This window comes from Natrinema halophilum, from assembly GCF_013402815.2.
GTDB classification, from domain to species: domain Archaea; phylum Halobacteriota; class Halobacteria; order Halobacteriales; family Natrialbaceae; genus Natrinema; species Natrinema halophilum.
This window is the reverse complement of the sequence record NZ_CP058601.1, coordinates 1,222,583-1,240,840: the sequence shown is the minus strand read 5'-3', so window position 1 is coordinate 1,240,840 and position 18,258 is coordinate 1,222,583. Positions and strand designations below refer to the sequence as shown.

General features: G+C 60.7%; 20 protein-coding genes. 15 read left to right on the top strand and 5 right to left on the bottom strand.

What is annotated here, in order from left to right:
* Positions 1-24: 24 nt before the first annotated feature.
* The 3 genes from HYG82_RS26840 to HYG82_RS26830 are packed head-to-tail and all read right to left on the bottom strand — an operon-like array spanning position 25 to position 1,360.
* Positions 25-393 carry a (2Fe-2S) ferredoxin domain-containing protein gene (locus HYG82_RS26840; RefSeq protein ID WP_179260166.1) on the bottom strand — a complete coding sequence of 123 codons (369 nt, stop codon included), beginning with the start codon at positions 391-393 and terminating at the stop codon, positions 25-27.
* Complete coding sequence (locus tag HYG82_RS26835) at positions 390-1,178, bottom strand: CbtA family protein (protein WP_179260165.1); 789 nt, start codon at positions 1,176-1,178, stop codon at positions 390-392. The genes HYG82_RS26840 and HYG82_RS26835 overlap by 4 nt, the downstream gene beginning before the upstream one ends.
* Positions 1,178-1,360 (bottom strand): CbtB domain-containing protein, encoded by a 183-nt coding sequence (locus HYG82_RS26830; protein ID WP_179260164.1) that lies wholly within the window; start codon positions 1,358-1,360, stop codon positions 1,178-1,180. The genes HYG82_RS26835 and HYG82_RS26830 overlap by 1 nt, the downstream gene beginning before the upstream one ends.
* A 249-nt stretch (positions 1,361-1,609) precedes the next feature.
* On the opposite strand from HYG82_RS26830, the gene HYG82_RS26825 reads away from it, so the two are divergent.
* The 9 genes from HYG82_RS26825 to HYG82_RS26785 are packed head-to-tail and all read left to right on the top strand — an operon-like array spanning position 1,610 to position 10,135.
* Positions 1,610-2,644 (top strand): monovalent cation/H+ antiporter subunit E, encoded by a 1,035-nt coding sequence (locus HYG82_RS26825; RefSeq protein ID WP_179260163.1) that lies wholly within the window; start codon positions 1,610-1,612, stop codon positions 2,642-2,644.
* The gene (locus HYG82_RS26820; protein WP_179260162.1) at positions 2,641-2,919 is read left to right on the top strand and encodes a cation:proton antiporter; all 279 of its coding nucleotides are present in this window, start codon (positions 2,641-2,643) and stop codon (positions 2,917-2,919) included. The genes HYG82_RS26825 and HYG82_RS26820 overlap by 4 nt, the downstream gene beginning before the upstream one ends.
* The gene (gene mnhG, locus HYG82_RS26815) at positions 2,916-3,296 is read left to right on the top strand and encodes a monovalent cation/H(+) antiporter subunit G (protein ID WP_179260161.1); all 381 of its coding nucleotides are present in this window, start codon (positions 2,916-2,918) and stop codon (positions 3,294-3,296) included. The genes HYG82_RS26820 and mnhG overlap by 4 nt, the downstream gene beginning before the upstream one ends.
* Positions 3,293-3,832, top strand: a complete 540-nt coding sequence (locus HYG82_RS26810; RefSeq protein ID WP_179260160.1) for a DUF4040 domain-containing protein — start codon at positions 3,293-3,295, stop codon at positions 3,830-3,832. Before mnhG ends, HYG82_RS26810 begins: the two co-directional genes overlap by 4 nt.
* The gene (locus tag HYG82_RS26805; RefSeq protein ID WP_179260159.1) at positions 3,833-4,360 is read left to right on the top strand and encodes an MnhB domain-containing protein; all 528 of its coding nucleotides are present in this window, start codon (positions 3,833-3,835) and stop codon (positions 4,358-4,360) included.
* Complete coding sequence (locus HYG82_RS26800) at positions 4,353-4,730, top strand: cation:proton antiporter subunit C (RefSeq protein ID WP_179260158.1); 378 nt, start codon at positions 4,353-4,355, stop codon at positions 4,728-4,730. Before HYG82_RS26805 ends, HYG82_RS26800 begins: the two co-directional genes overlap by 8 nt.
* A complete protein-coding gene (locus HYG82_RS26795) occupies positions 4,723-6,339 on the top strand; it encodes a complex I subunit 5 family protein (RefSeq protein WP_179260157.1) in 1,617 nt (538 codons plus the stop codon). The genes HYG82_RS26800 and HYG82_RS26795 overlap by 8 nt, the downstream gene beginning before the upstream one ends.
* Positions 6,339-8,315, top strand: coding sequence for a proton-conducting transporter transmembrane domain-containing protein (locus HYG82_RS26790; protein ID WP_179260156.1), 1,977 nt, complete (start codon positions 6,339-6,341; stop codon positions 8,313-8,315). Before HYG82_RS26795 ends, HYG82_RS26790 begins: the two co-directional genes overlap by 1 nt.
* Positions 8,315-10,135 carry a Na(+)/H(+) antiporter subunit D gene (locus HYG82_RS26785; protein WP_179260155.1) on the top strand — a complete coding sequence of 607 codons (1,821 nt, stop codon included), beginning with the start codon at positions 8,315-8,317 and terminating at the stop codon, positions 10,133-10,135. Before HYG82_RS26790 ends, HYG82_RS26785 begins: the two co-directional genes overlap by 1 nt.
* Positions 10,136-10,313: 178 nt before the next feature.
* Here the strand turns inward: HYG82_RS26785 and HYG82_RS26780 are convergent, their stop codons facing one another.
* On the bottom strand, positions 10,314-11,438 hold the full coding sequence (locus HYG82_RS26780) for a tyrosine-type recombinase/integrase (RefSeq protein WP_179260154.1): 1,125 nt from the start codon (positions 11,436-11,438) through the stop codon (positions 10,314-10,316).
* Positions 11,439-12,095: 657 nt separating this feature from the next.
* Between HYG82_RS26780 and HYG82_RS26775 the strand changes: the two genes are divergently transcribed.
* Positions 12,096-12,875, top strand: a complete 780-nt coding sequence (locus tag HYG82_RS26775; RefSeq protein WP_179260153.1) for a DUF8127 domain-containing protein — start codon at positions 12,096-12,098, stop codon at positions 12,873-12,875.
* A gap of 798 nt (positions 12,876-13,673) precedes the next feature.
* Here HYG82_RS26775 and HYG82_RS26770 read toward each other — a convergent pair.
* Positions 13,674-13,838, bottom strand: coding sequence for a hypothetical protein (locus HYG82_RS26770; protein ID WP_179260152.1), 165 nt, complete (start codon positions 13,836-13,838; stop codon positions 13,674-13,676).
* Between the two features lie 402 nt (positions 13,839-14,240).
* Here HYG82_RS26770 and HYG82_RS26765 point away from each other — a divergent pair, with 402 nt between their 5' ends.
* The 5 genes from HYG82_RS26765 (at position 14,241) to HYG82_RS26745 (ending at position 17,870) form a co-directional block, all read left to right on the top strand.
* On the top strand, positions 14,241-14,978 hold the full coding sequence (locus HYG82_RS26765; RefSeq protein WP_179260151.1) for an alpha/beta hydrolase family protein: 738 nt from the start codon (positions 14,241-14,243) through the stop codon (positions 14,976-14,978).
* Positions 14,979-15,572: 594 nt separating this feature from the next.
* Complete coding sequence (locus HYG82_RS26760; RefSeq protein WP_179260150.1) at positions 15,573-15,920, top strand: ArsR/SmtB family transcription factor; 348 nt, start codon at positions 15,573-15,575, stop codon at positions 15,918-15,920.
* A complete protein-coding gene (locus tag HYG82_RS26755; protein WP_179260149.1) occupies positions 15,917-16,228 on the top strand; it encodes a DUF7521 family protein in 312 nt (103 codons plus the stop codon). The genes HYG82_RS26760 and HYG82_RS26755 overlap by 4 nt, the downstream gene beginning before the upstream one ends.
* 495 nt (positions 16,229-16,723) lie before the next feature.
* On the top strand, positions 16,724-17,107 hold the full coding sequence (locus HYG82_RS26750; protein WP_179260148.1) for a universal stress protein: 384 nt from the start codon (positions 16,724-16,726) through the stop codon (positions 17,105-17,107).
* 61 nt (positions 17,108-17,168) lie between these two features.
* Positions 17,169-17,870, top strand: a complete 702-nt coding sequence (locus HYG82_RS26745; protein ID WP_235217838.1) for an NAD-dependent epimerase/dehydratase family protein — start codon at positions 17,169-17,171, stop codon at positions 17,868-17,870.
* The last annotated feature ends 388 nt before the right edge of the window (positions 17,871-18,258 follow it).

Genomic DNA, 18,258 nt, shown 5'->3' with positions numbered 1-18,258 from the left:
GCCTCGAAACGGATGCCTTCTCGCTCACCCGGGGTCGCGGTCCGAGTTTGCGTCCGCCCCGAATTCGGACTCGCTGTCCAGGTTTGCATCCGCCCCGAATTCGGACTCGAGCAGGTCGGGGACGTCGGCCGGTGTCACGTCCGAATACCACGTATTCCGCGGCTGGATGGAGACCGCAGCTCCGTCCTCGCTGCACAATCCCAGACAAGAAGTCGTGCTGACGGATACCGTCGTCCAGAACGCGTCTCGGTCGCGCAACCATTCGTTTATCGCAGTGACCGTTTCCTCGCCACCCGCCGCGGCGCAATTTGCGTGGGGCGAATCGCGGTCGTTCGTGCAGACGAACACGTGAGCCTCGAGGCGCTCTCGGTGTTGCTCGGTCCGATCTTTCATGGGTTGGTAAGCAGGTCGTCGGAGCGTTTCGTTGCCGATTGAACGTCAGCCCGGGTCTGGAGCCAGACGAAACAGCCGGCGATGCATGTCCAGAGCGCAGCCTGGCTCAGCGCTGTCAGTCCACGGAACACGGTCACGAGTTCGGCTGGCATCCCGCCGGCCTCGACGATGGTCGGGGCGCCGACCGTCGTACTGGCGACGAGTGCGACGATCGGTGCTGCAGCTGTAACTACCCCGAGTAGCCGGTGTTCGGTCGATACGCGTTGATACACTTGTACCGAGGCGGTGGCAACGACGGCACCGACTACCATCATTCCGAGGTAGATTCCGACTCGGAGGGACGGATCGTACGCTTGAGACGCACCTGGCGTCGTAGGCGGAAGGACGAGCCACGGCGCACCCGAGACAGTGAGGAAGCCGGCGCCGGCTAACACGCAAGCCTTGACGTTGCCGCGGCCCGGTAAGGCGGGTTCGAGAACGTAGTAGGCGAGTGCAAAAATACCGCCGAGCAGGATTCCCCAGAGGACGCCACCACCGACGCTGATGGTAGCGGTCATCGCCTCGCTTACTGCGTGAGCCTCCTCACCTGCGGTATGGGCGTGTTCGCCGACGATGCTGGCGTGATTTCCCGCTTCGTGGGCGTGACCACGACTGCTGTCACCGGCTTCGGCGACCGTTTCCATATAGCTGATCAGCGGATTCGCGACGAAAGCAACGTATGCGCCGTACGCGATACCCGCGATGACACCGGCGAGAATCCCGCGTTCGAGATACTCGACGAGCATCAGTGACAGATCACGCCGGCTGCGTGCCGGAAGTTGTGCAGCGAGTCGTGAGCGAGTGGCTCCTGAAGAAAGAGCAATGCGAAGGATACTGCCGCGGCGAACGTGAGAACGGCCGTAAGCTGTCCGATCGGCAGTTCGTCGCGTGCGGTCCCGATGCGGTCGTGAACGGTTTCGGTCGTCATGAAAGTCAGTTTTACCTATTGAAAGTATGCTTGTAAAACTATCGATCAGATCCCGTCGGCGACGATTTCGTCTCAGTTCGGCTGATCGCCGAAAATCTGGACAAATATCACGAATATCCCTGCAAGAAATGGTCGGAACGAATGACTGCAGGCGAATAACGAAATCGTTTTCCTACGCCTACCGTTTCACTCGACTACCAACGAGAGACATGAATATCAAACGACGGTCACCGAGAGGGGGGAGCCCCTGTGGCGTCTGAACGCCTGCTCGTTCCGTTATCGGACACGGTGACCGTTCGGCAAACGGTCGGATACGCCGTCCAGTCGGGCCTCGAGACCGGTGACTCCCTCGAATGTCACCTCGTGGTCGCACTCCCGTACGACGCCGACGTGCCCGAGAGCGAGCGCTACCGCGAAGACGCGGCGGGGTTACTCTCGCGAGCTCGAAACTGGGTCGAGGAAGACGCCAACGACGCGGACGTGACAATCGAAACGGCGACGCTCGGCGCCGATGAATACCTGTTCGGCCCGCGGGATTACGCCGACGTATTCGACGCGTACGCCGACGACAACGGTATCGACCGCGTTGTTATCGATCCAGAATACCAGCCAGGCGTTACCGCACAACTGCTCCAACCCCTCGAGCGCGAGCTCGAACGCGTCGGGTTGGCCTACGTCGAAGCCCCAGTCGGGCGGCCGGCCCGTCACGGACGGCTCGGCGGCGATAGCGAGAGCTTCGATCGACTGTTCGCGACGTTCTGGATCTCCTACGGGTTCTATCTCGTCCTGGGCGATCCAACCTACTGGTTCGATCTCGTCACCGGTGCGGCGGTCGCAGCCATCGTCGCCGTCACGCTCGCGACGGTAACGTTTTCAGTGCCGCTGGATCGAATCAAGTCGCCGGTACGAACGGTCCGATTCGTCTGTTACATCCCGTATCTCCTCTGGGAGATCGTCAAGGCCAATATCGCGGTCTCGGCGGTCATACTCAGACCATCCATGCCGATCGAGCCAGCGCTGACGCGAGTCAACGCCCGCGTTCGAAGCGGCTTGCCGCTGACCGCCCTGGCCAACAGCATCACGCTCACACCGGGAACGCTTACGGTTCGAGCCAACAATCAGCAACTACTGGTACACACGCTGATCCCGGCGGCCCGCGAAGACCTGTTCGACGGCGGACTCGAGCGCGGAATCCGCTTCGTCTTCTACGGGCGGAAATCCGCGTCGATCCCGTCGCCGGAAGAGCGCGACGACGCCGAGATCGTCGGAGGTGACGAACTATGACGCCCCCGCTCGCAGACGTATTTCTGTTCGCCGCAGCGCTGTTCATCGTTCTCGCTATCGTGATGTTTTACCGCGCTATCGTGGGGCCGACCACCCAGGATCGGCTGCTGGCAGTGAACGTCATCGGGACGAATACGGTCGTTGTTCTCGCCTTGCTGTCCGTGGCACTCGACGAACCGTGGTTTCTCGACGTTGCGCTGATCTACGCGCTACTGAACTTCCTGATGTCGATCGCGATTTCGAAGTTCACCGTCGAACGAGGTGGCGTCCTGTGATCGAGACGATCCGCTTCTGGGCGGTCGTCGTCCTTCTCGGACTCGGCGTTTTCTTTACGCTCGTTTCAGCCGTGGGCATCATTCGGCTGCCCGACGTTTACGCGCGAACGCACACCGCATCCCAGGCGGACACTCTCGGAGCCGGCCTGACGCTTGCAGCCGTCGCACTGGCACTGGGATGGCAGCACGCGACGGTGTACACCGTCCTGTTGCTGTTTTTCGTCTTTATCACCAATCCGACAGCGGCCCACGCGATTGCTCGTTCGGCCGCCGAAACGGGCGTCGAGGCGCGCCTCGACGATGAGGGAAGTAGCGCTCACGGACGTGATGCCGAGGCGACGGACCACAGTACCGAAACGGGAGGTGAACCCCAGTGAGCGTCCTCGCGTATTCCCTCGCAGTATTCATCCTTGTGACCGCAGTCGCAACGGCGCTCTTTCGCGACGTCCTGTCGGTGATCATCGTCTTCGGGGCCTACAGTCTCGGCATGGCGATCCTCTATACGTTCCTGCTGGCACCCGACGTCGCGATGACCGAGGCCGCGATCGGCGCCGGCGTTACGACGCTCTTGCTGTTGCTGACGATCGCGCGTACGTCCCGGCCCTCGACGAACGGCCTCAGTGAGCGGATTCACGTCCCTGCAGTCGTCGTCGTCGTCGCGTTCGTCATCCTGCTCTATACGATCGTCCTGCCGGAAATGTACGCGGTTGGCGGCACCACCACGCCTGTCTGGTCGAATCCCGACGTGACGCAACATTACATCCAGGAAACGTACGAGCAAACGGGCGTCCAGAACGCGGTGACGTCCGTGCTGGCCGCCTATCGTGGGTTCGACACGTTCGGCGAGGCGGTCGTCGTTTTCGCTGCCGGCGTCTCGACGCTGCTCGTCTTGAAACGCGAGGTGTTCGCCTAAATGCCCGATCGATACGACGATACCTACACCGAAAGCCAGGTGATCATGACCGCCGTGAAGATCATCGCCCCGTTTACGCTCACGTACGGGCTATTCATGACGTTCCACGGAGGCGACGCGCCCGGTGGCGGCTTCCAAGGGGGGACCATCGTCGGCGTTACGGTCCTCATGCTCGCGTTCGCCTTCGGGATCGAACCGACCCGACAGTGGCTTCGCAACTCGCTGCTCGTCGGCCTCGTTACCGGTGGCGTCGTTATATTCGGTGCTATCGGCCTCGCTATGGTGGCACTCGGCGGAAACTTCCTCGAGTTCTATCAGCTCAAGGAAGTCTTCCACATCAAACCGAAGTGGGGACTCGAGGCTGTCGAGATAGCCGGCATCTCGCTGATCGTCTCGGGGGTTATGATCACCCTCTTCTTCGCGATGGCAGCGGGATATACACCGGAACGGCCAAGCGGGACCGGAGGCACAAGAATGGCCGATGAGCCCCGCGAGTCGTCCGACCCAGAGGTGAGTGACGATGATTGAACTGCTTTCGAGCCACTACACGTACGTGTTGCTGTTCGCCTTGCTCGGCATCGGGATCTACATGGTGATCGCCAGCGAGAATCTCGTGAAGAAGTTGATCGGGGTGAACCTCTTTCAGACCGCGATCTTCCTGTTTTTCATCTCGATGGCCTACATCAACGTCGAGGGCGCGTCGGCCCCGGTCGTCCCAAACGAGAAAAATCCCGGGGAGCTCCTGGTCGCAAGCCCGCTGCCCCACGTCATCGTCCTGACCGCCATCGTCGTCGGCATCGCGCTAACGGCGGTCGGTCTGGCCCTGATCATCCGCATCTACGCGGAGTACGGGACGCTCCGCGAGGACACCCTCCGGGAGGTGCGTGCCGATGAGTAACGTCGATCTCATTCTGCCGTTGTTGATCGTCGTCCCATTGCTCGCGGCGACGCTCCCGATCGCTCTCGGACTGCGGTTCGACCGGACCGGATGGGCCGTCGCTGCGATTGCGACGCTCGGGCTGTTCGCGGCGGCCACAGCCCTCGCGAGCGTCGTTTACACTGACGGGCTGGTAACACACACACTCGGCGGCTATCCCCGCGAGTACGGGATCGAACTCGTCGCCGACCGGTTCTCGACGATGATTGCTCTGCTCGTAACGGCAGTCGCCGTCGGCATCCTCGCGTACACGCGCCGCGGTGGCCCACGCGGGAATACCTTCTACACCGCGTACCTGTTGCTCGTCGGCGGACTCCTTGGTATCACGCTAACCGGCGACGTCTTCAACCTGTTCGTCTTCCTCGAGATCACGAGCATCGCGACCTATGCGCTGGTCGCGAGCGGCGACGGTCCCGAATCGGCGGTCGCATCCCTGAAGTACCTGATTCTGGGAACCGTTGCCGCATCGATGTACTTGATCGGCGTCGCGTTCCTGCTCATGGCGACGGGGACACTCAACATGATCGAGCTCGCGACGGCGATTCCCGCGGCGGAACGACCCACCTTGATTCGGACTGCGTTCGCGTTCATCGTCGTGGGCTTTGCGGTCAAGGTCGCTCAGTGGCCACTACACACCTGGCAGCCGAGCGCCTACCAGCAGGCACCTGACGGTGTGACGCCGTTGATCGCCGCGCTCGTCTCGACGGCCTCCGCGTACGCCTTCGGTCGCCTGATCGTTACCGTCTTCGGCGTCGACTACCTGGCCGCGATGCCGAACGCGGCGGCTATCGTCGTCACAGTCGGTTGCGTGAGCGTCCTCGCGGGAACGGCCCTCGCCGTGATCCAGACCGAAGTCAAACGGATGCTCGCGTACTCGTCGGTTTCGCAGTTCGGCCTCGTCATCGCCGCCTACGGGATCGTCATCGCCGGCAATTCGGGGGCTGCGAAAACGGCGCTGACCGGAGCGACGATCCATCTGGTCGGCCACGGCCTGCTCAAAGCCGGCCTTTTCCTTGCCGCCGCGCTCGTTGCCACGAGTTACGGCGCTCGCACCGTCCACGAGTACGCCGGACTCGCAACCCACCGCCCGGTCATCGCCGGCGCGATGGCCGTCCTTTTGCTCTCGTTAGTCGGCGTCCCGCCGGGCGTCGGCTTCGTTGGCAAGTGGTACATCGCACTCGGCGCCGTCCAGTCCCAGCTGTGGCCCGTCGCCGCCGTCGTTTTCCTCAGCACCATGCTCACACTCGGCTACGCTGCCCGTCTGCTCGAGAAGATGTATTTCACACCGTTGCGCGTCGAATCGCCCGCTGAGCCGGGACCAGTCGCGACGGATGGCGGCTCGGACGCAGACGACCCGTCCGAAGTCGGGTCAGCTGAAAGATCGACTGACGCAACCGCGTCCGAAACCGTCGTCCCAGTCACTGCTTCGAGCAGGGCAGCTCCGGAGACGGTTTCGGTCGGGATGGTCGCCGTCGTCGTACTCGCTGCGCTCTGTGCCGTCGCTCTCGGATTTGCGGGTGGAACGTTCGCCGACCTGCTCGAGCCGTTTCTCACGGAGGTTATTAGCTAATGGTAGCAGATATTCGCCCCCTCGCCGCCGTGCTGGTATCCGCGGTCGCGGTCGTCCTGATCGTCGCGTCGCATCGTCGTCCGAACGTGCGTGAAGGGTGGTCCGTGTTGGCGGCCCTCGCGAAGTTCGGAATCGTCGGTAGCATGCTCCCGGCGGTCATGTCCGGGACCGTCTTCCGGTGGAGCCTCGCGGAGTCGACCGGAATCCGATTCCTCGACGGAATCGACTTCGCGCTCCGTGCTGACCCGCTGGGGATTTTCTTCGCGCTGCTCGCGAGTTTCCTCTGGATCTTCACCTCGTTTTACGCGACGGGGTACATGCGAGGCCTCGACGAACACGCCCAGACGCGCTTTTTCGCGTCGTTCGCGGCCAGTCTCTCGACCGCCGTGGGGATCGCTTTCGCCGCGAACCTGGTGACGATCTTCGTCTTCTACGAGCTGCTGTCGCTGGTCACGTACCCGCTAGTTGCACACAACGAAGACGACGAAGCGCGGATCGCCGGCCGAAAGTACCTCACGTACACCTTCTTCGGCGGCGGCGTCTTCCTGCTCGCCGGCACTGCGATGATCTACTGGCTCACGAGTCTGGTCGGTCAAGGACCGACGCTCGCCTTCGAAGCGGGTGGCACGGAAGCCCTCGCCGCGGCCGCCCAGGCAGAACCGGTCTACGCGCAGACCGCGTTCTTCCTGCTCATCGCCGGGTTCGGTGTCAAGGCCGCACTAATGCCGTTGCACTCCTGGCTCGCTGACGCAATGGTCGCGCCGACCCCCGTTTCTGGTCTCCTCCACGCGGTCGCGGTCGTCAAGTCTGGCGCGTTTGGCATCGCTCGAGTTATTCTCGACGTCTACGGTCCCGACCTGATCCACGACCTTCCCCTCGACGTCCCCGTCGTCGGCGAGGTCGGGCTGAACGTCCCGGTCGCGATCGTCGCCGCGTTCACGCTGACCGCGGCGAGCATCATCGCGATGCGCAAGGACCACCTGAAGCGGCGGCTCGCATACTCGACGACGGCACAGCTTTCGTACATCGTGCTCGGTCTCTCGATGCTTCACCCCTACGCGATCGTCGGGGCGTTGTTCCACATCCCTGCGCACGCGTTCGCGAAGCTCACCCTGTTCTTCTGTGCCGGATCGATCCACGTCGAGACCCACACCGACTACATCAGCGAAATGGCCGGTATCGGCAAGCGAATGCCGCTGACGATGACCGCCTTTACCGTCGGTGCGGCCGGCATGGCCGGCGTCCCGCCGATCGCCGGCTTCGTGAGCAAGTTCTACATGCTGATCGGCGCCGGCTACATGGGAACCGAGGGCATGGGCGGCGAGTACTGGCTGTTCGCCGGCGCGTTGCTCCTTTCGGCGGTCCTCAACATCGCGTACTTCTGGCCGGTGGTCTACACCGCCTTTTTCGAGAGCGAGGACCGACACAACGCCAAGCCGTTTCTCGAATTCCCCCGGGGAGGCCTGCCACGATCTTACAGTTCCGAGGAGCCGACCGACGAGAGCGTCTCCGCCGACGGCGGCGAACCGAGCGTGGACGGTACGGAGTCGGACGATACGGAGCCAGACTACGAGTACGCCGTCGACAAATACCCGAGCGATCACACAACTGCCGACGCGACGGCGAGGGACAACGACGAGCACGACGATCGCGATGAAAACGAGGACCACGACGGCGACACCCTCCACGGCGAATCCGTCGGCGCCATCGACCACCACGGCGATCACGACGACCACCTCACCGGCGGCCCGCCCTCTGGAGGGTGGTCGCGGACCTCGCCGCGTTCCGAGAGCACGTGGCTGATGCTCGCACCGATTGCGATCATCGCTACCGGTGCGATCGTCCTCGGCGTCGTCCCCGGCTACGTCGTCTTCCTCGATCTCGCGACCGAAATCGTCGAAGGGGTCTTCGGGATGCCGTTCGACCGTCTGGCTGACATACCGTTTGCGGAACTCGTTTCGGAGGTGACCGCCTGATGGAAGCAGACCTGCTCACGATGGCCTATCCGCCGTTGCTGGTTTTCGCGGCGGGACTGTTGGTACTCGTGGTCCCGAGAATCGCCGGATTCACGATCGGGACGCTCAGCCTCGCGGCCGTACTTGCGATCTCGCTTTTCGTCCCCGAGGGAAGCTACCTGACAGGAACCTTCCTCGGCTTCGACGTCGTTCCGTTTTACGTCGATCCGTTCTCCCGGATGATCGGTATCGGACTCGGGTTCCTCGGGATCTGTACCGTCGTTTACGCCTACTCGAGCGAGGCAAGCAAAACGATGACCGCGTTCGCGCTGGTGTACGTTTCCTCGTCGATCGGTGCAGCGTTTGCGGGCGACTGGCTCGTACTCCTGTTCATGTGGGAGTTGATGGCGGTGACGAGTACGCTGCTGATCTGGCACTACGGCGGGGATGCAGTTCGAGCTGGCTTCCGGTACGCGCTCTTCCACGGGACCGGGGGAGTGCTCGTGATGCTCGCAGTCGCTGCCCACTACGTCGAAGTCGGCACGTTCGTCTACGGAAGCGGCGGCATCGCGGACGGGATTCCGGCGCTGCTGGCAGTGCTCGGGATGGGAGTCAATGTCGCCTTCGTCGGGTTCCACACCTGGCTGCCCGACACCTACCCGCGTCCGCACTTCGCGGCGTCGGTGTTCCTCTCCGTGTACACGACCAAGACCAGCGCGTTCGTGCTCTACCGGGCGTTCCCGGAGGGCGAGGGGACGCTCTTCCTCGCGTACATGGGTGGCATCATGGCGGTCTACGGCGCTGCCTTCGCCCTACTCCAGCACGACATGCGGGCGCTACTGTCCTATCACATTCAGGCCCAGTTGGGGTACATCATCGCCGGAATCGGCATGACCTCGGGACTCGCCGTCGCGGGCGCGATGAGTCACCTGTTCAACAACATCCTTTTCAAGAGCTTGCTGTTCATGGCCGTCGGCGTCGTCATCTATCGGACCGGCGAGAACGACCTCTACGAACTCGGCGGCCTCTGGCGCGAGATGCCGCTGACCGCGATCGGCTTCGGATTCGGCGCGCTCTCGATCACCGCCATTCCGGGCTTCAACGGCTACGTCAGCAAGGGAATGATCTTCGACGCGGCCGATCCTCACTACTACGGCGAGCCCGAATTCCAGGCGCTGTACTGGCTGCTCTACCTCGGCGCGATCGGCACCCTGTTGTCGTTCATCAAACTCGGCTACTACGTCTTCTTCCACGGCGAGAACGACCTCGAGGTCGCGGACGCGAAACTCGGCCAGACCGTCGCGATGCTCGGCCTCGGCGGCGCCTGTCTCCTGTTCGGCGTGTGGTGGCAGGGGCTGGCTGAACTCGCTCCGACGATTCACGACCTTGGATTCCAGTATCACGGCGAAGAAAAGCATCTTCATCCCTACAGTGTCGGCCACCTCGAGACGGCCGGAATCCTGACCGCGATCGCGCTCGTGGCCTTTCCCCTTATCCGAAAACCGCTCTCGAAGCTCGATCTCGGAGATCCGGCGATGGTCGTCTATCCGGTCACCTACTACGTCAGCCGCTGGACGATGCTTGCGGTCACCAGAACCTACGCCGCGGTCGACGCCGTCGTCGTCGGCGTCGTCAAACGCTCTTACTGGGTCGGCAACAATCCCGTCCTCGCGGTCGATGCAGCGACACGTCCTCTCCCGGACTGGCTGGTCGACAACGACGCGCGTCGATCGGCCGATGGCGGCCGCCCGTCGACGATTCACCTTCGGGCCGGTATCGGAACGACCGTCCTGATGCTGACGGTCATCCTGACCGTAATCCTGTGGCTGCTCGTGAGTTGAAGCTGGTACCGGATTCCCCGTTCTCACAGAACACCGTAGACGGTCGCATATCGTATCGGCGGAGAATCGCCGTCATCCGACCCATCGATCGGAATCAATCCGGGGCAGACGAACGGATGCTGCCGACCAGTACGTGGGGAGTACGATGTCCGTCCTGGCGATGGGTGAACGGATTTTCTCAGTCAGTTTCCGTCGACTCGTCTCCGTTGCCCGTCTCGACGTCGATGACGGGCGATTCGCCAGATGAGACGACTATCGACTGCTCTATGACCGATGCACGAAGCGTCGGTTTGGAGGCTGACGCCTCCTGTCGATATGGATCCGATCCTTGATTTCGGCGGACACCTCGCGGCGTCAGGTAATCTCCGTCGACGTCGACCCCTGCTCCCTCGCAAAGTCGCTTCAGGACCGACCGTGCTCCTTCTGTGGTGATCGCCGGCGGTGCAATCGAGTGCTCGCGTGCGAGTTCCATCGCCGTCGCGTCGTCGAACAAAGACTCGATCGTCTCCGCATCGTAGCCTCGCTCTCTCAGGGCCGACCGAACTCGCTTGGCTATCGACGGTGCGTGGGCGGTCGGAAACAGCGGCCAGTCGTTCGACGGTGGATCCAGAACGATTCTGTAGCGACGCAGCGGCGTCCGCGCGCGGGCGGGCAACGGAACGTCCTCGAGTCGCTGTGATTTCCCCAGGACGCGGATCGTCCCCGTATAGAAGTCGACGTCTTGCCAGGTCGCACCTGTTCGCCTCTCGTCGTCGGGAACGCGGAACAATTCGGCCCCGCGGACGCTCGAGTGTGCGAGGACGGCTACCATCGCGTACTCTCGCAGTCTGGAGCGACGTTCGCTCGTCGATTGTGCTGTCACGTCGAGCACCCGATCGCGGACGTAGCGCTCGAGTTCGCGACGCTGTCGTGCCGTCCAGTGATCGTTCGCGGGGCGCGAGTCGCCACTCGGAAGCGTCGCTTCGGCGCGGGTCGTCGCAGCAGGGTTCGCCTCGCAGATACCACCCCGAACACACCACGAGAGAAACGCGCGGACGACAGCGTAATAGGTGCCGGCGGTCGACGCGGTGTACTCGCCGCGGTCCGTTCGCCTCCGGAGTTCCTCCGCGTACGCACGCATGTGGTCGACGCCGAGGGTCGCGATCGAGACGACGTCGTGTTCGGCCTCGAGCCACTCGGCCCAGCGTCGAAGGATCGATTCCGCATTGGACGCGTAGGTCCCGGCACCGGAACCGTTCGGATCCCCGACGGCCTTTCGTTGGAGGTAGGCGTCGACCGCGTCCGCGATCGCGATGTCGCTCACGTACGGATCACCCGCTTGAATATCACAATCGGTCCCGAAGTCGATCTTCGATTCGTGCACCGATCGCCGTCGGGCCCGTCGGGAGGGGGAGCACGGTTCGCGAGGGTGAGACGACTGATCATCGCTTCGTTCACTACTGTTTCACGAACCTAAATCCGTGTTTCGGTGTTACGGGGTCGGAAAAAACTCGACGCCACCGAATTTCGTTTTTCCTCATCCTGTGGTCTTCCCATCGCGTCGGATACGTCGCGTCTCGGATCGAATCGCGTTCGTATCAGCCGATACTGGATTTGCGTGGCACACCGCCACCCCTCTCGTCTCCGCCCTGTCTCGAGAGCGTGGATTCGGACGAACGGACGCGTTCACATATAGTAGTCGTTGAAAGTCATTGCACATCCCACTTGGGAATTCGCGGCCAGCGAGTGCTCGCTGACCGCCCCAGCGCAAGCGGTGGGTACAACATTTCAACGACTACTATCGCACCCGTCGAGACGACTTCCGCACCGTGCGCACTGCAACGGCCAGCGAACATCCGCTGGCTTCGAATGTACGACTCGATGTGCATCGATTTTCGACGACGGCTATCGGTATTGGGTGTTCTAGTAGTTACTGCCGTTTGTAGCGTTGGCAGTGGTTCAAACTTCTCGTGATCGAATGATGATGGGAACGAAACCCATACCCATCCCCGTAACTGTCCGAACGTCGTTACCCGTAACAGATAATTACTTACGAAAAATAATGGAAAATATGAACTATCGATCTTGGCTCCGCGTCGCGGTACTCGCTCTCGTCGGAGTAAGTCTCATACTCAACCCGTTTTATCTGTCCCCGGATGGCGGAGGAGATTACAAGAAGACGTACGAGGCAACAGAAATCGACCCCGAATCAGACACCTTTCTTCAAATACTGGGTTCTGACCGTATCCTTGCCTGCCCCGGAAATCGCATCTGTCCGTTCGAACGGAACATTCTCGAGGAGGAAACATACGAAACGAACGCAGCAGTGAATACTAATAGAGAAAAGATACTGGAAGTGACAAACTACCACGACTTTCTGGGATACGTCATGGTTTATATGAACAACACGTGGTATCTCCCGAAAGAGCGGGTGGAGGGGGATACCACCATATTATCACTCGAAGAAGTCAGTTCGAAGGAGGCGATCGAACACGCCGCAATCCCGGCCGAAAAGCGCCCCGAAGAGGTCTTGGAAGCGATCGAGACCGGCTCGGTGACTGTCTATGATACTCCGATTCAGAGTCTCGAAGAGACCGCTATTTACGAACACGACGACAAATATTACGGGATCTGGCTGAGTTCTCAAGAACCCCACTGGACTGGCAGTGGTATCCTCCCGGCAGTTAGACTGGTTCTCATCTTTTTCGGTAGCGGATTAGTATTCTATACCGGATGGACTGTTCGGTCGATAATCGACTGACCGGTAGGACGATGTACCCGCGCGGTTTGTTCGTTTAGTTTCCTCTTCTGATCGAGTTTTCCCTCGATCCAGCAGGACCGTTACACATCGAGACGCAGTCACAGCGATCAGCGGTCTCGGGACGTACTGCCGTGATCTGAGGATTACAGGTAGTTGCCCCGTCGATTGCTCAGGACAGAGGATGCGAAACAAACGCATCTGGAGATTTTTTGGATACCGAAACCAGCTACTAGTCACTGATGATGGATGCGACACCGCACTCAGTATTCCTCCTCGAACACGACGGTTCCCTCGGTAGCACTGACATAGACGCCATCGGCAACGGGTACTGATTGGACGCAGCCGTCGACGTCGTGACTTCGAGGGTATCCTCACCTGAGGTCAAGAGATGGTATTCTCTCAGCTCCGGAAAAACACCGTTGCTCCGGTTTCTACCGACGAACGGATGCGTTCGTTTTCTCCTTCTTCCGAGCCGTACGCCTATTTTCGCCCCTACTGTCGAGTCAATTGCATGCAAGCTATCCGATCGTCTCCTGCCAATTGATTCGATGACCGGCAACGAGTCGTTCGAGGGACGAATAGATTTGATATCGCATTATATGATTTACAGCTAGGTGAGTACGGTCGCAACGACTTTCGAGAAGTTCGGTGACGAGGATTCGGACGTCTCGATGATGAGGAACGGACCCGCATCCAGTACCGGATTGTCAAACGAGTTCGGGGCGGGAATCGATCGTCCGCAAGGAACTGGCGACCGAGTAAGCGTTACCGGAACGCGACTGCGAACACAACCGTGATTCAGGATGGGTCCTGATGGCTGATTTTCTCGGCGGTCATCGACGGTATCGGCGTCCCGCAGTCTTTGCACTTCCAGTTCGGCGTCGTCGTCCCTGGTTCTTTCTCGAGGTCCTGTTTGAACTCGATGTGTGCACCACACTCACACTGGTACGTCGTTCGGGTCATACCCGAACAAAGCCGATGGGAGGCGATAAACGGACCGCCGGGCGGGTAACCGACCCGTCCTGACAGGCGGTTCGATTGCGGGAACCTCCCGCCAGTGGCTCGACACTGATCGGTGCTGTTTGTCCGACCCGTTACGGCGACGGTGACGATCACGGCAAAGCCCGGTCCGACTGTAACGAACCCACGTCTGGTCACCGTGACCCTTGGGGTAGTCCGTTCGTGAGCCGTTCAACGACACCAGTCGTCTGTTGGTAGGTACCGTCCGGACCGAACTCGCACAGTCCCGATGAGGACGGACTCCGGTCTTGCTAAACCGAAACAGGAGATCGGTCCCTCCGAGGCGTGTCGTATCGAACGTGACCGCCGATATCAAGACGGCAGGCGACGTTCGAAAGCATACGAATGCCAGAACGCCATCGTATACCGGTCGAGGGTCCCGAGACCACGGGGGAGGTGCCTGAACTCGCTGCCGTTTATCACCCGGCGGATACCGATCAGTGGCTGTTTTTCTGTCACGGCCTCCGCAGTGACAAATCCGGCAGTTACGAGAACCGGTGTCGGCGAGCAGTCGAATCCGGTTACAACGCAGTCCGATTCGATGCCCGGGGCTGTGGTGAATCCGACGGCGAGTTCGTCGAATCGACGATCGAAACTCGTCTGACCGACCTCCGTCACGTCGTCGATCGGTTCGATCCGGAGTCGTACGCCCTGTTCGGATCGAGTTTCGGCGGGAAAGTCGCCTTCCACATGGCTGCATCCGACGACCGAGTCGAAGCGGTTGCCACACGCGCACCCGTGACGACTACTGAGACGTTCAACCACCACCGTGGCGTTGTCGACACCACCGGAACGTGGACCTTCGAGACCGGCGAACGGATCGACCGCCGGTTTTTCGAAGCCCTCGATCGGTATCCGTTCGACGACGTCGTGGGTGCACTCGGGGTCCCGGCCGCGGTTTTTCACGGCAGCAACGATGACGTCGTCGATCCGAACGATAGTTTCGACGCTGCCCGACGACTCCAGACGGACGTTCTCCTCGAGAAATTCGCTGGGGAAGGCCACCGATTTTCCCGGCCCGCCGAAGATCGGCTGCTCAAGCGGTTGTTCGGCTGGCTCGAGTGGGCGTACGGTCGAACGTGACGTTCAGCGCTCGCATGTGCAGTGTTCGACGATCGCTTTCGAACGGAGGAATGAATCGTATAACGATATATAGAATATGGCGATGTGAATAGTCGGACGTCGCTGAGGTCTCGAGAAACTCTCCTGAAGCTAAACCCCTATAGACGCAGCTATTCTGTTATCGAAATGGGCCTATCTGAGAGAAGTGGGACCGGGAAGCGTGTGGAACGCGAGGATGCTTACAACGGTCGGCCGAAAGATAGCGTGTTGTTCCGCCGTCGTAGTCGTGACGGCTCTGGCCGTCCAGTGGTACCGCGAAAACCTGCTGCCCCAAGGTCGGCCGCTCCCAGGAGAGTGAGTGCACCACGGCGGGTAGCCGTATTCTGTGTCTCGGTCTCCGCTGGGATTTCTTCGCGGACGACCTCTCGAATTCGGTCATCGTCGAGCGCATCGGTCTCGTCAGTCCCCCGCGTAAGTCTCACTTCTACCAGCGGGGGTAGTACTGGCACCACTGTTCCATCGGACTGGATCAGGATCAAACGATCTGATACTATTTTATAGGCGATAGAAATCGTACTGTTTTTAATATCTATTCCGGTACGAATAGCTATACCAGTGAGTGAGGACACCGACTTGTCGACTCTACTCGCCGTTCTCGAAGACGAGTACGCGCGAGATATCCTCACCCATACCAGCGTCGAACCCATGTCTGCCAGTACACTGAGCGAACGGTGTGACGCCTCCCTCCCGACGATTTATCGACGGCTCGACCGTCTCGAGGAGTATGATCTCATCACAGAAGAGACAGAACTCGCACCGGACGGCAACCACTACGGCGTCTACAGTGCGAACCTCGACCGGCTGGAACTGTCCCTCGAGGACGGCTCGTTCGCACTCGAATTAACGTATCGCGAGGAAGATGTCGCCGACAAGTTCACTCGCATGTGGGAGGGGATGCGATGAGTCGGAACGTCGTCCGAATTACCGAGGCGACGGTGTTCGAACTATTGACCGTCGCGAGTCTCTTTCTCGTTGCACTCTTCGGGACGATCATCGCGTATCAGGCGTATCGAGGCTATCGCCGCAACGATGCACCGTCGATGCTCTATCTCGCCGTTGGGTTGCTCCTGTTGACCTTGTTCCCCTTCTTGCTCAACGTCACTGTCACGACGATTATCAATCCAGAGCGGATCGTCATCGCGCTGCTCGAGAACGTGAGCCGACTGCTCGGGCTGGTCGCGATCACCTATTCGTTGTACGGACACCATTGAACAGTGCAAGTCGATCGGCAAACGGATTCGGGCCGACGCGATTTGAGCGGTCAGTCAGTCGCTTGTGAGGGAGGAAACGCCGGCGGGAATCTCGTGGAGAGGGGAACGTCGGCGGGGAGCTCGTGGGGGAGGAAACGCCGGCGGGGAAGTGGTAGATCGACGTGGCGTGTCTCGGCGAAAGGAGGACGAAGGCACGTCACATGAGATAGGGGCCGTACCCTGAGACGGTGCGGTACATGATGAGACCCGCACTGGCATACGAGGGTCGGCATGTCGCGACCCCCACCAGTCTCTTTCGCAGGGACCATCGTAAGTATACGAGAGCGTTTTCCGGGTTAGAAAATACACCGATAGCTATACTATTGACTGGAAATCTATCGGCTGAGCTCGTCGAACGGTACGGCCACGGTCCATGATCAGTCACGGTCGGTCCGCTCTTCTTTCGTTTGTTCGTCGGTTCGAAGGGTTCTTCGAAGCGGCCGTTGTGGTGTCGTTGTGCACTATCTCGTCGGCACGGATTCCGTTCACACGACGGCAGCGATCTGTGACTATCTCGATGATCGGGCAACACCCGACGACACAGTGACCGTGATCTCGGTTACACACTCGGACGACCGGACCGCACGCAGGGATGGCGAAGAAGCGCTGAACGTCGCATCCGTTCGACTCGCGTCAGTCAGCCGCGTCGAGACGGACACCCGATCCGGTACGGCCGCCGATGCGCTACTGGAGGCAGTACGAAACGTCGATGCCGATGAAGTCATTATCGGAGCCCACAGCGGCGACCCGGATGCGACGCGGGACCTCGGCTCGACGGCTCGACGCCTTCTCGAGGAAGCGGACAGACCGGTGGTCGTCGTTCCGATTCCCGAGTTGTAGTCGCTTCGAATTGCACGGTCGACAGACTCCGCTTCGAGTGAAATTCGCCTCGACCTGTAGCGTGTACGGACGAGCCGAGACCGAGAACGGACGCTGTGACGAAACATCACCGCTCAATCCGGTCTCGCTGTATGCCCGGATAAAGATTCAGTCCGAGCAGGCAATCGTGGATCTCGCCGATGGAAACTTCTCGCCGACGATTCTCCGGATGGCGACGATATACGGGCTCTCTCCCCGAATGCGGTTCGATCTGGTCGGGAACGTTCTCCCCGCAAAGGCCTACCACGATGCCGTCATCCCCGTTTTCGGCGGCGAACAATACCGGCCGAACGTCCACGTCGCCGACGCCGCACGCGCGTACATCGACTGCCTGACCGCCCCGATCGAAACGGTCGGCGACACCGTCTACAACGTCGGTTCCAGGCAACAGAACTTCCGCATCGACGAACTGGCGACGATCGTTGCCGACTGTTTCCCTCACGCAGACATAGCCTATCACGAGGACCGGACGGACGACCGGAGTTATCGAGTTTCGTTCGAACGGATCACCGGCGACCTCGATTACGAGCCACAGTTGACCATCCGAGACCACTGTCACGAACTCCGGGACGTGTTCGAGTCAGGCGACTTCGACGAATACACCGCCGACCGATATAACAACTGTGCGATTCTCGAGAAGACCGACGAGTTCGAAACGACCGCGACGAACCTCGACCATCACGAACCACCGATGCGAGAGACGCCCATATCGAAGAGCGCCTGAGAGGAGCGATCGACTCCCGTCCCGTCCGCTGAGCAGTAGGACCCGACCGGCAGTCAGGTGCCGCGTTTGATGGTTCGTACTCGTGGTTTGCGAATCTCCGACCGTGATCGAGGAGGTCTCCGGCAGGCCGAGCAGCAAACGTCTGCGTCCGTACTGTACCGCTCCGGTCGGCGATCGCCGGCGCGTCTTCCGTTTCTACGGGTCTCACTCGCCATACTTGAACGATGCATACCGGAGACGAGACGAACGATCCGAATCGACCGACGGATCGCACTCGAGGCGGACAACTGCCGTCGCTGTCGACGGAGAGTGGCGAGTCGACACGGAGGACGAGGCCGGTTAGCGACGGAGAGAAACGATCAGTCGGGTAACTGGGCCAGCAAGTCGA

Coding starts and splice junctions, on each gene's coding strand:
- HYG82_RS26840 (WP_179260166.1), bottom strand. CDS start 393: ATGAAAGATCGGACCGAGCAACACCGAGAGCGCCTCGAGGCTCACGTG.
- HYG82_RS26835 (WP_179260165.1), bottom strand. CDS start 1,178: ATGCTCGTCGAGTATCTCGAACGCGGGATTCTCGCCGGTGTCATCGCG.
- HYG82_RS26830 (WP_179260164.1), bottom strand. CDS start 1,360: ATGACGACCGAAACCGTTCACGACCGCATCGGGACCGCACGCGACGAA.
- HYG82_RS26820 (WP_179260162.1), top strand. CDS start 2,641: ATGACGCCCCCGCTCGCAGACGTATTTCTGTTCGCCGCAGCGCTGTTC.
- HYG82_RS26805 (WP_179260159.1), top strand. CDS start 3,833: ATGCCCGATCGATACGACGATACCTACACCGAAAGCCAGGTGATCATG.
- HYG82_RS26800 (WP_179260158.1), top strand. CDS start 4,353: ATGATTGAACTGCTTTCGAGCCACTACACGTACGTGTTGCTGTTCGCC.
- HYG82_RS26795 (WP_179260157.1), top strand. CDS start 4,723: ATGAGTAACGTCGATCTCATTCTGCCGTTGTTGATCGTCGTCCCATTG.
- HYG82_RS26790 (WP_179260156.1), top strand. CDS start 6,339: ATGGTAGCAGATATTCGCCCCCTCGCCGCCGTGCTGGTATCCGCGGTC.
- HYG82_RS26785 (WP_179260155.1), top strand. CDS start 8,315: ATGGAAGCAGACCTGCTCACGATGGCCTATCCGCCGTTGCTGGTTTTC.
- HYG82_RS26775 (WP_179260153.1), top strand. CDS start 12,096: ATGATGGGAACGAAACCCATACCCATCCCCGTAACTGTCCGAACGTCG.
- HYG82_RS26770 (WP_179260152.1), bottom strand. CDS start 13,838: ATGACCCGAACGACGTACCAGTGTGAGTGTGGTGCACACATCGAGTTC.
- HYG82_RS26765 (WP_179260151.1), top strand. CDS start 14,241: ATGCCAGAACGCCATCGTATACCGGTCGAGGGTCCCGAGACCACGGGG.
- HYG82_RS26755 (WP_179260149.1), top strand. CDS start 15,917: ATGAGTCGGAACGTCGTCCGAATTACCGAGGCGACGGTGTTCGAACTA.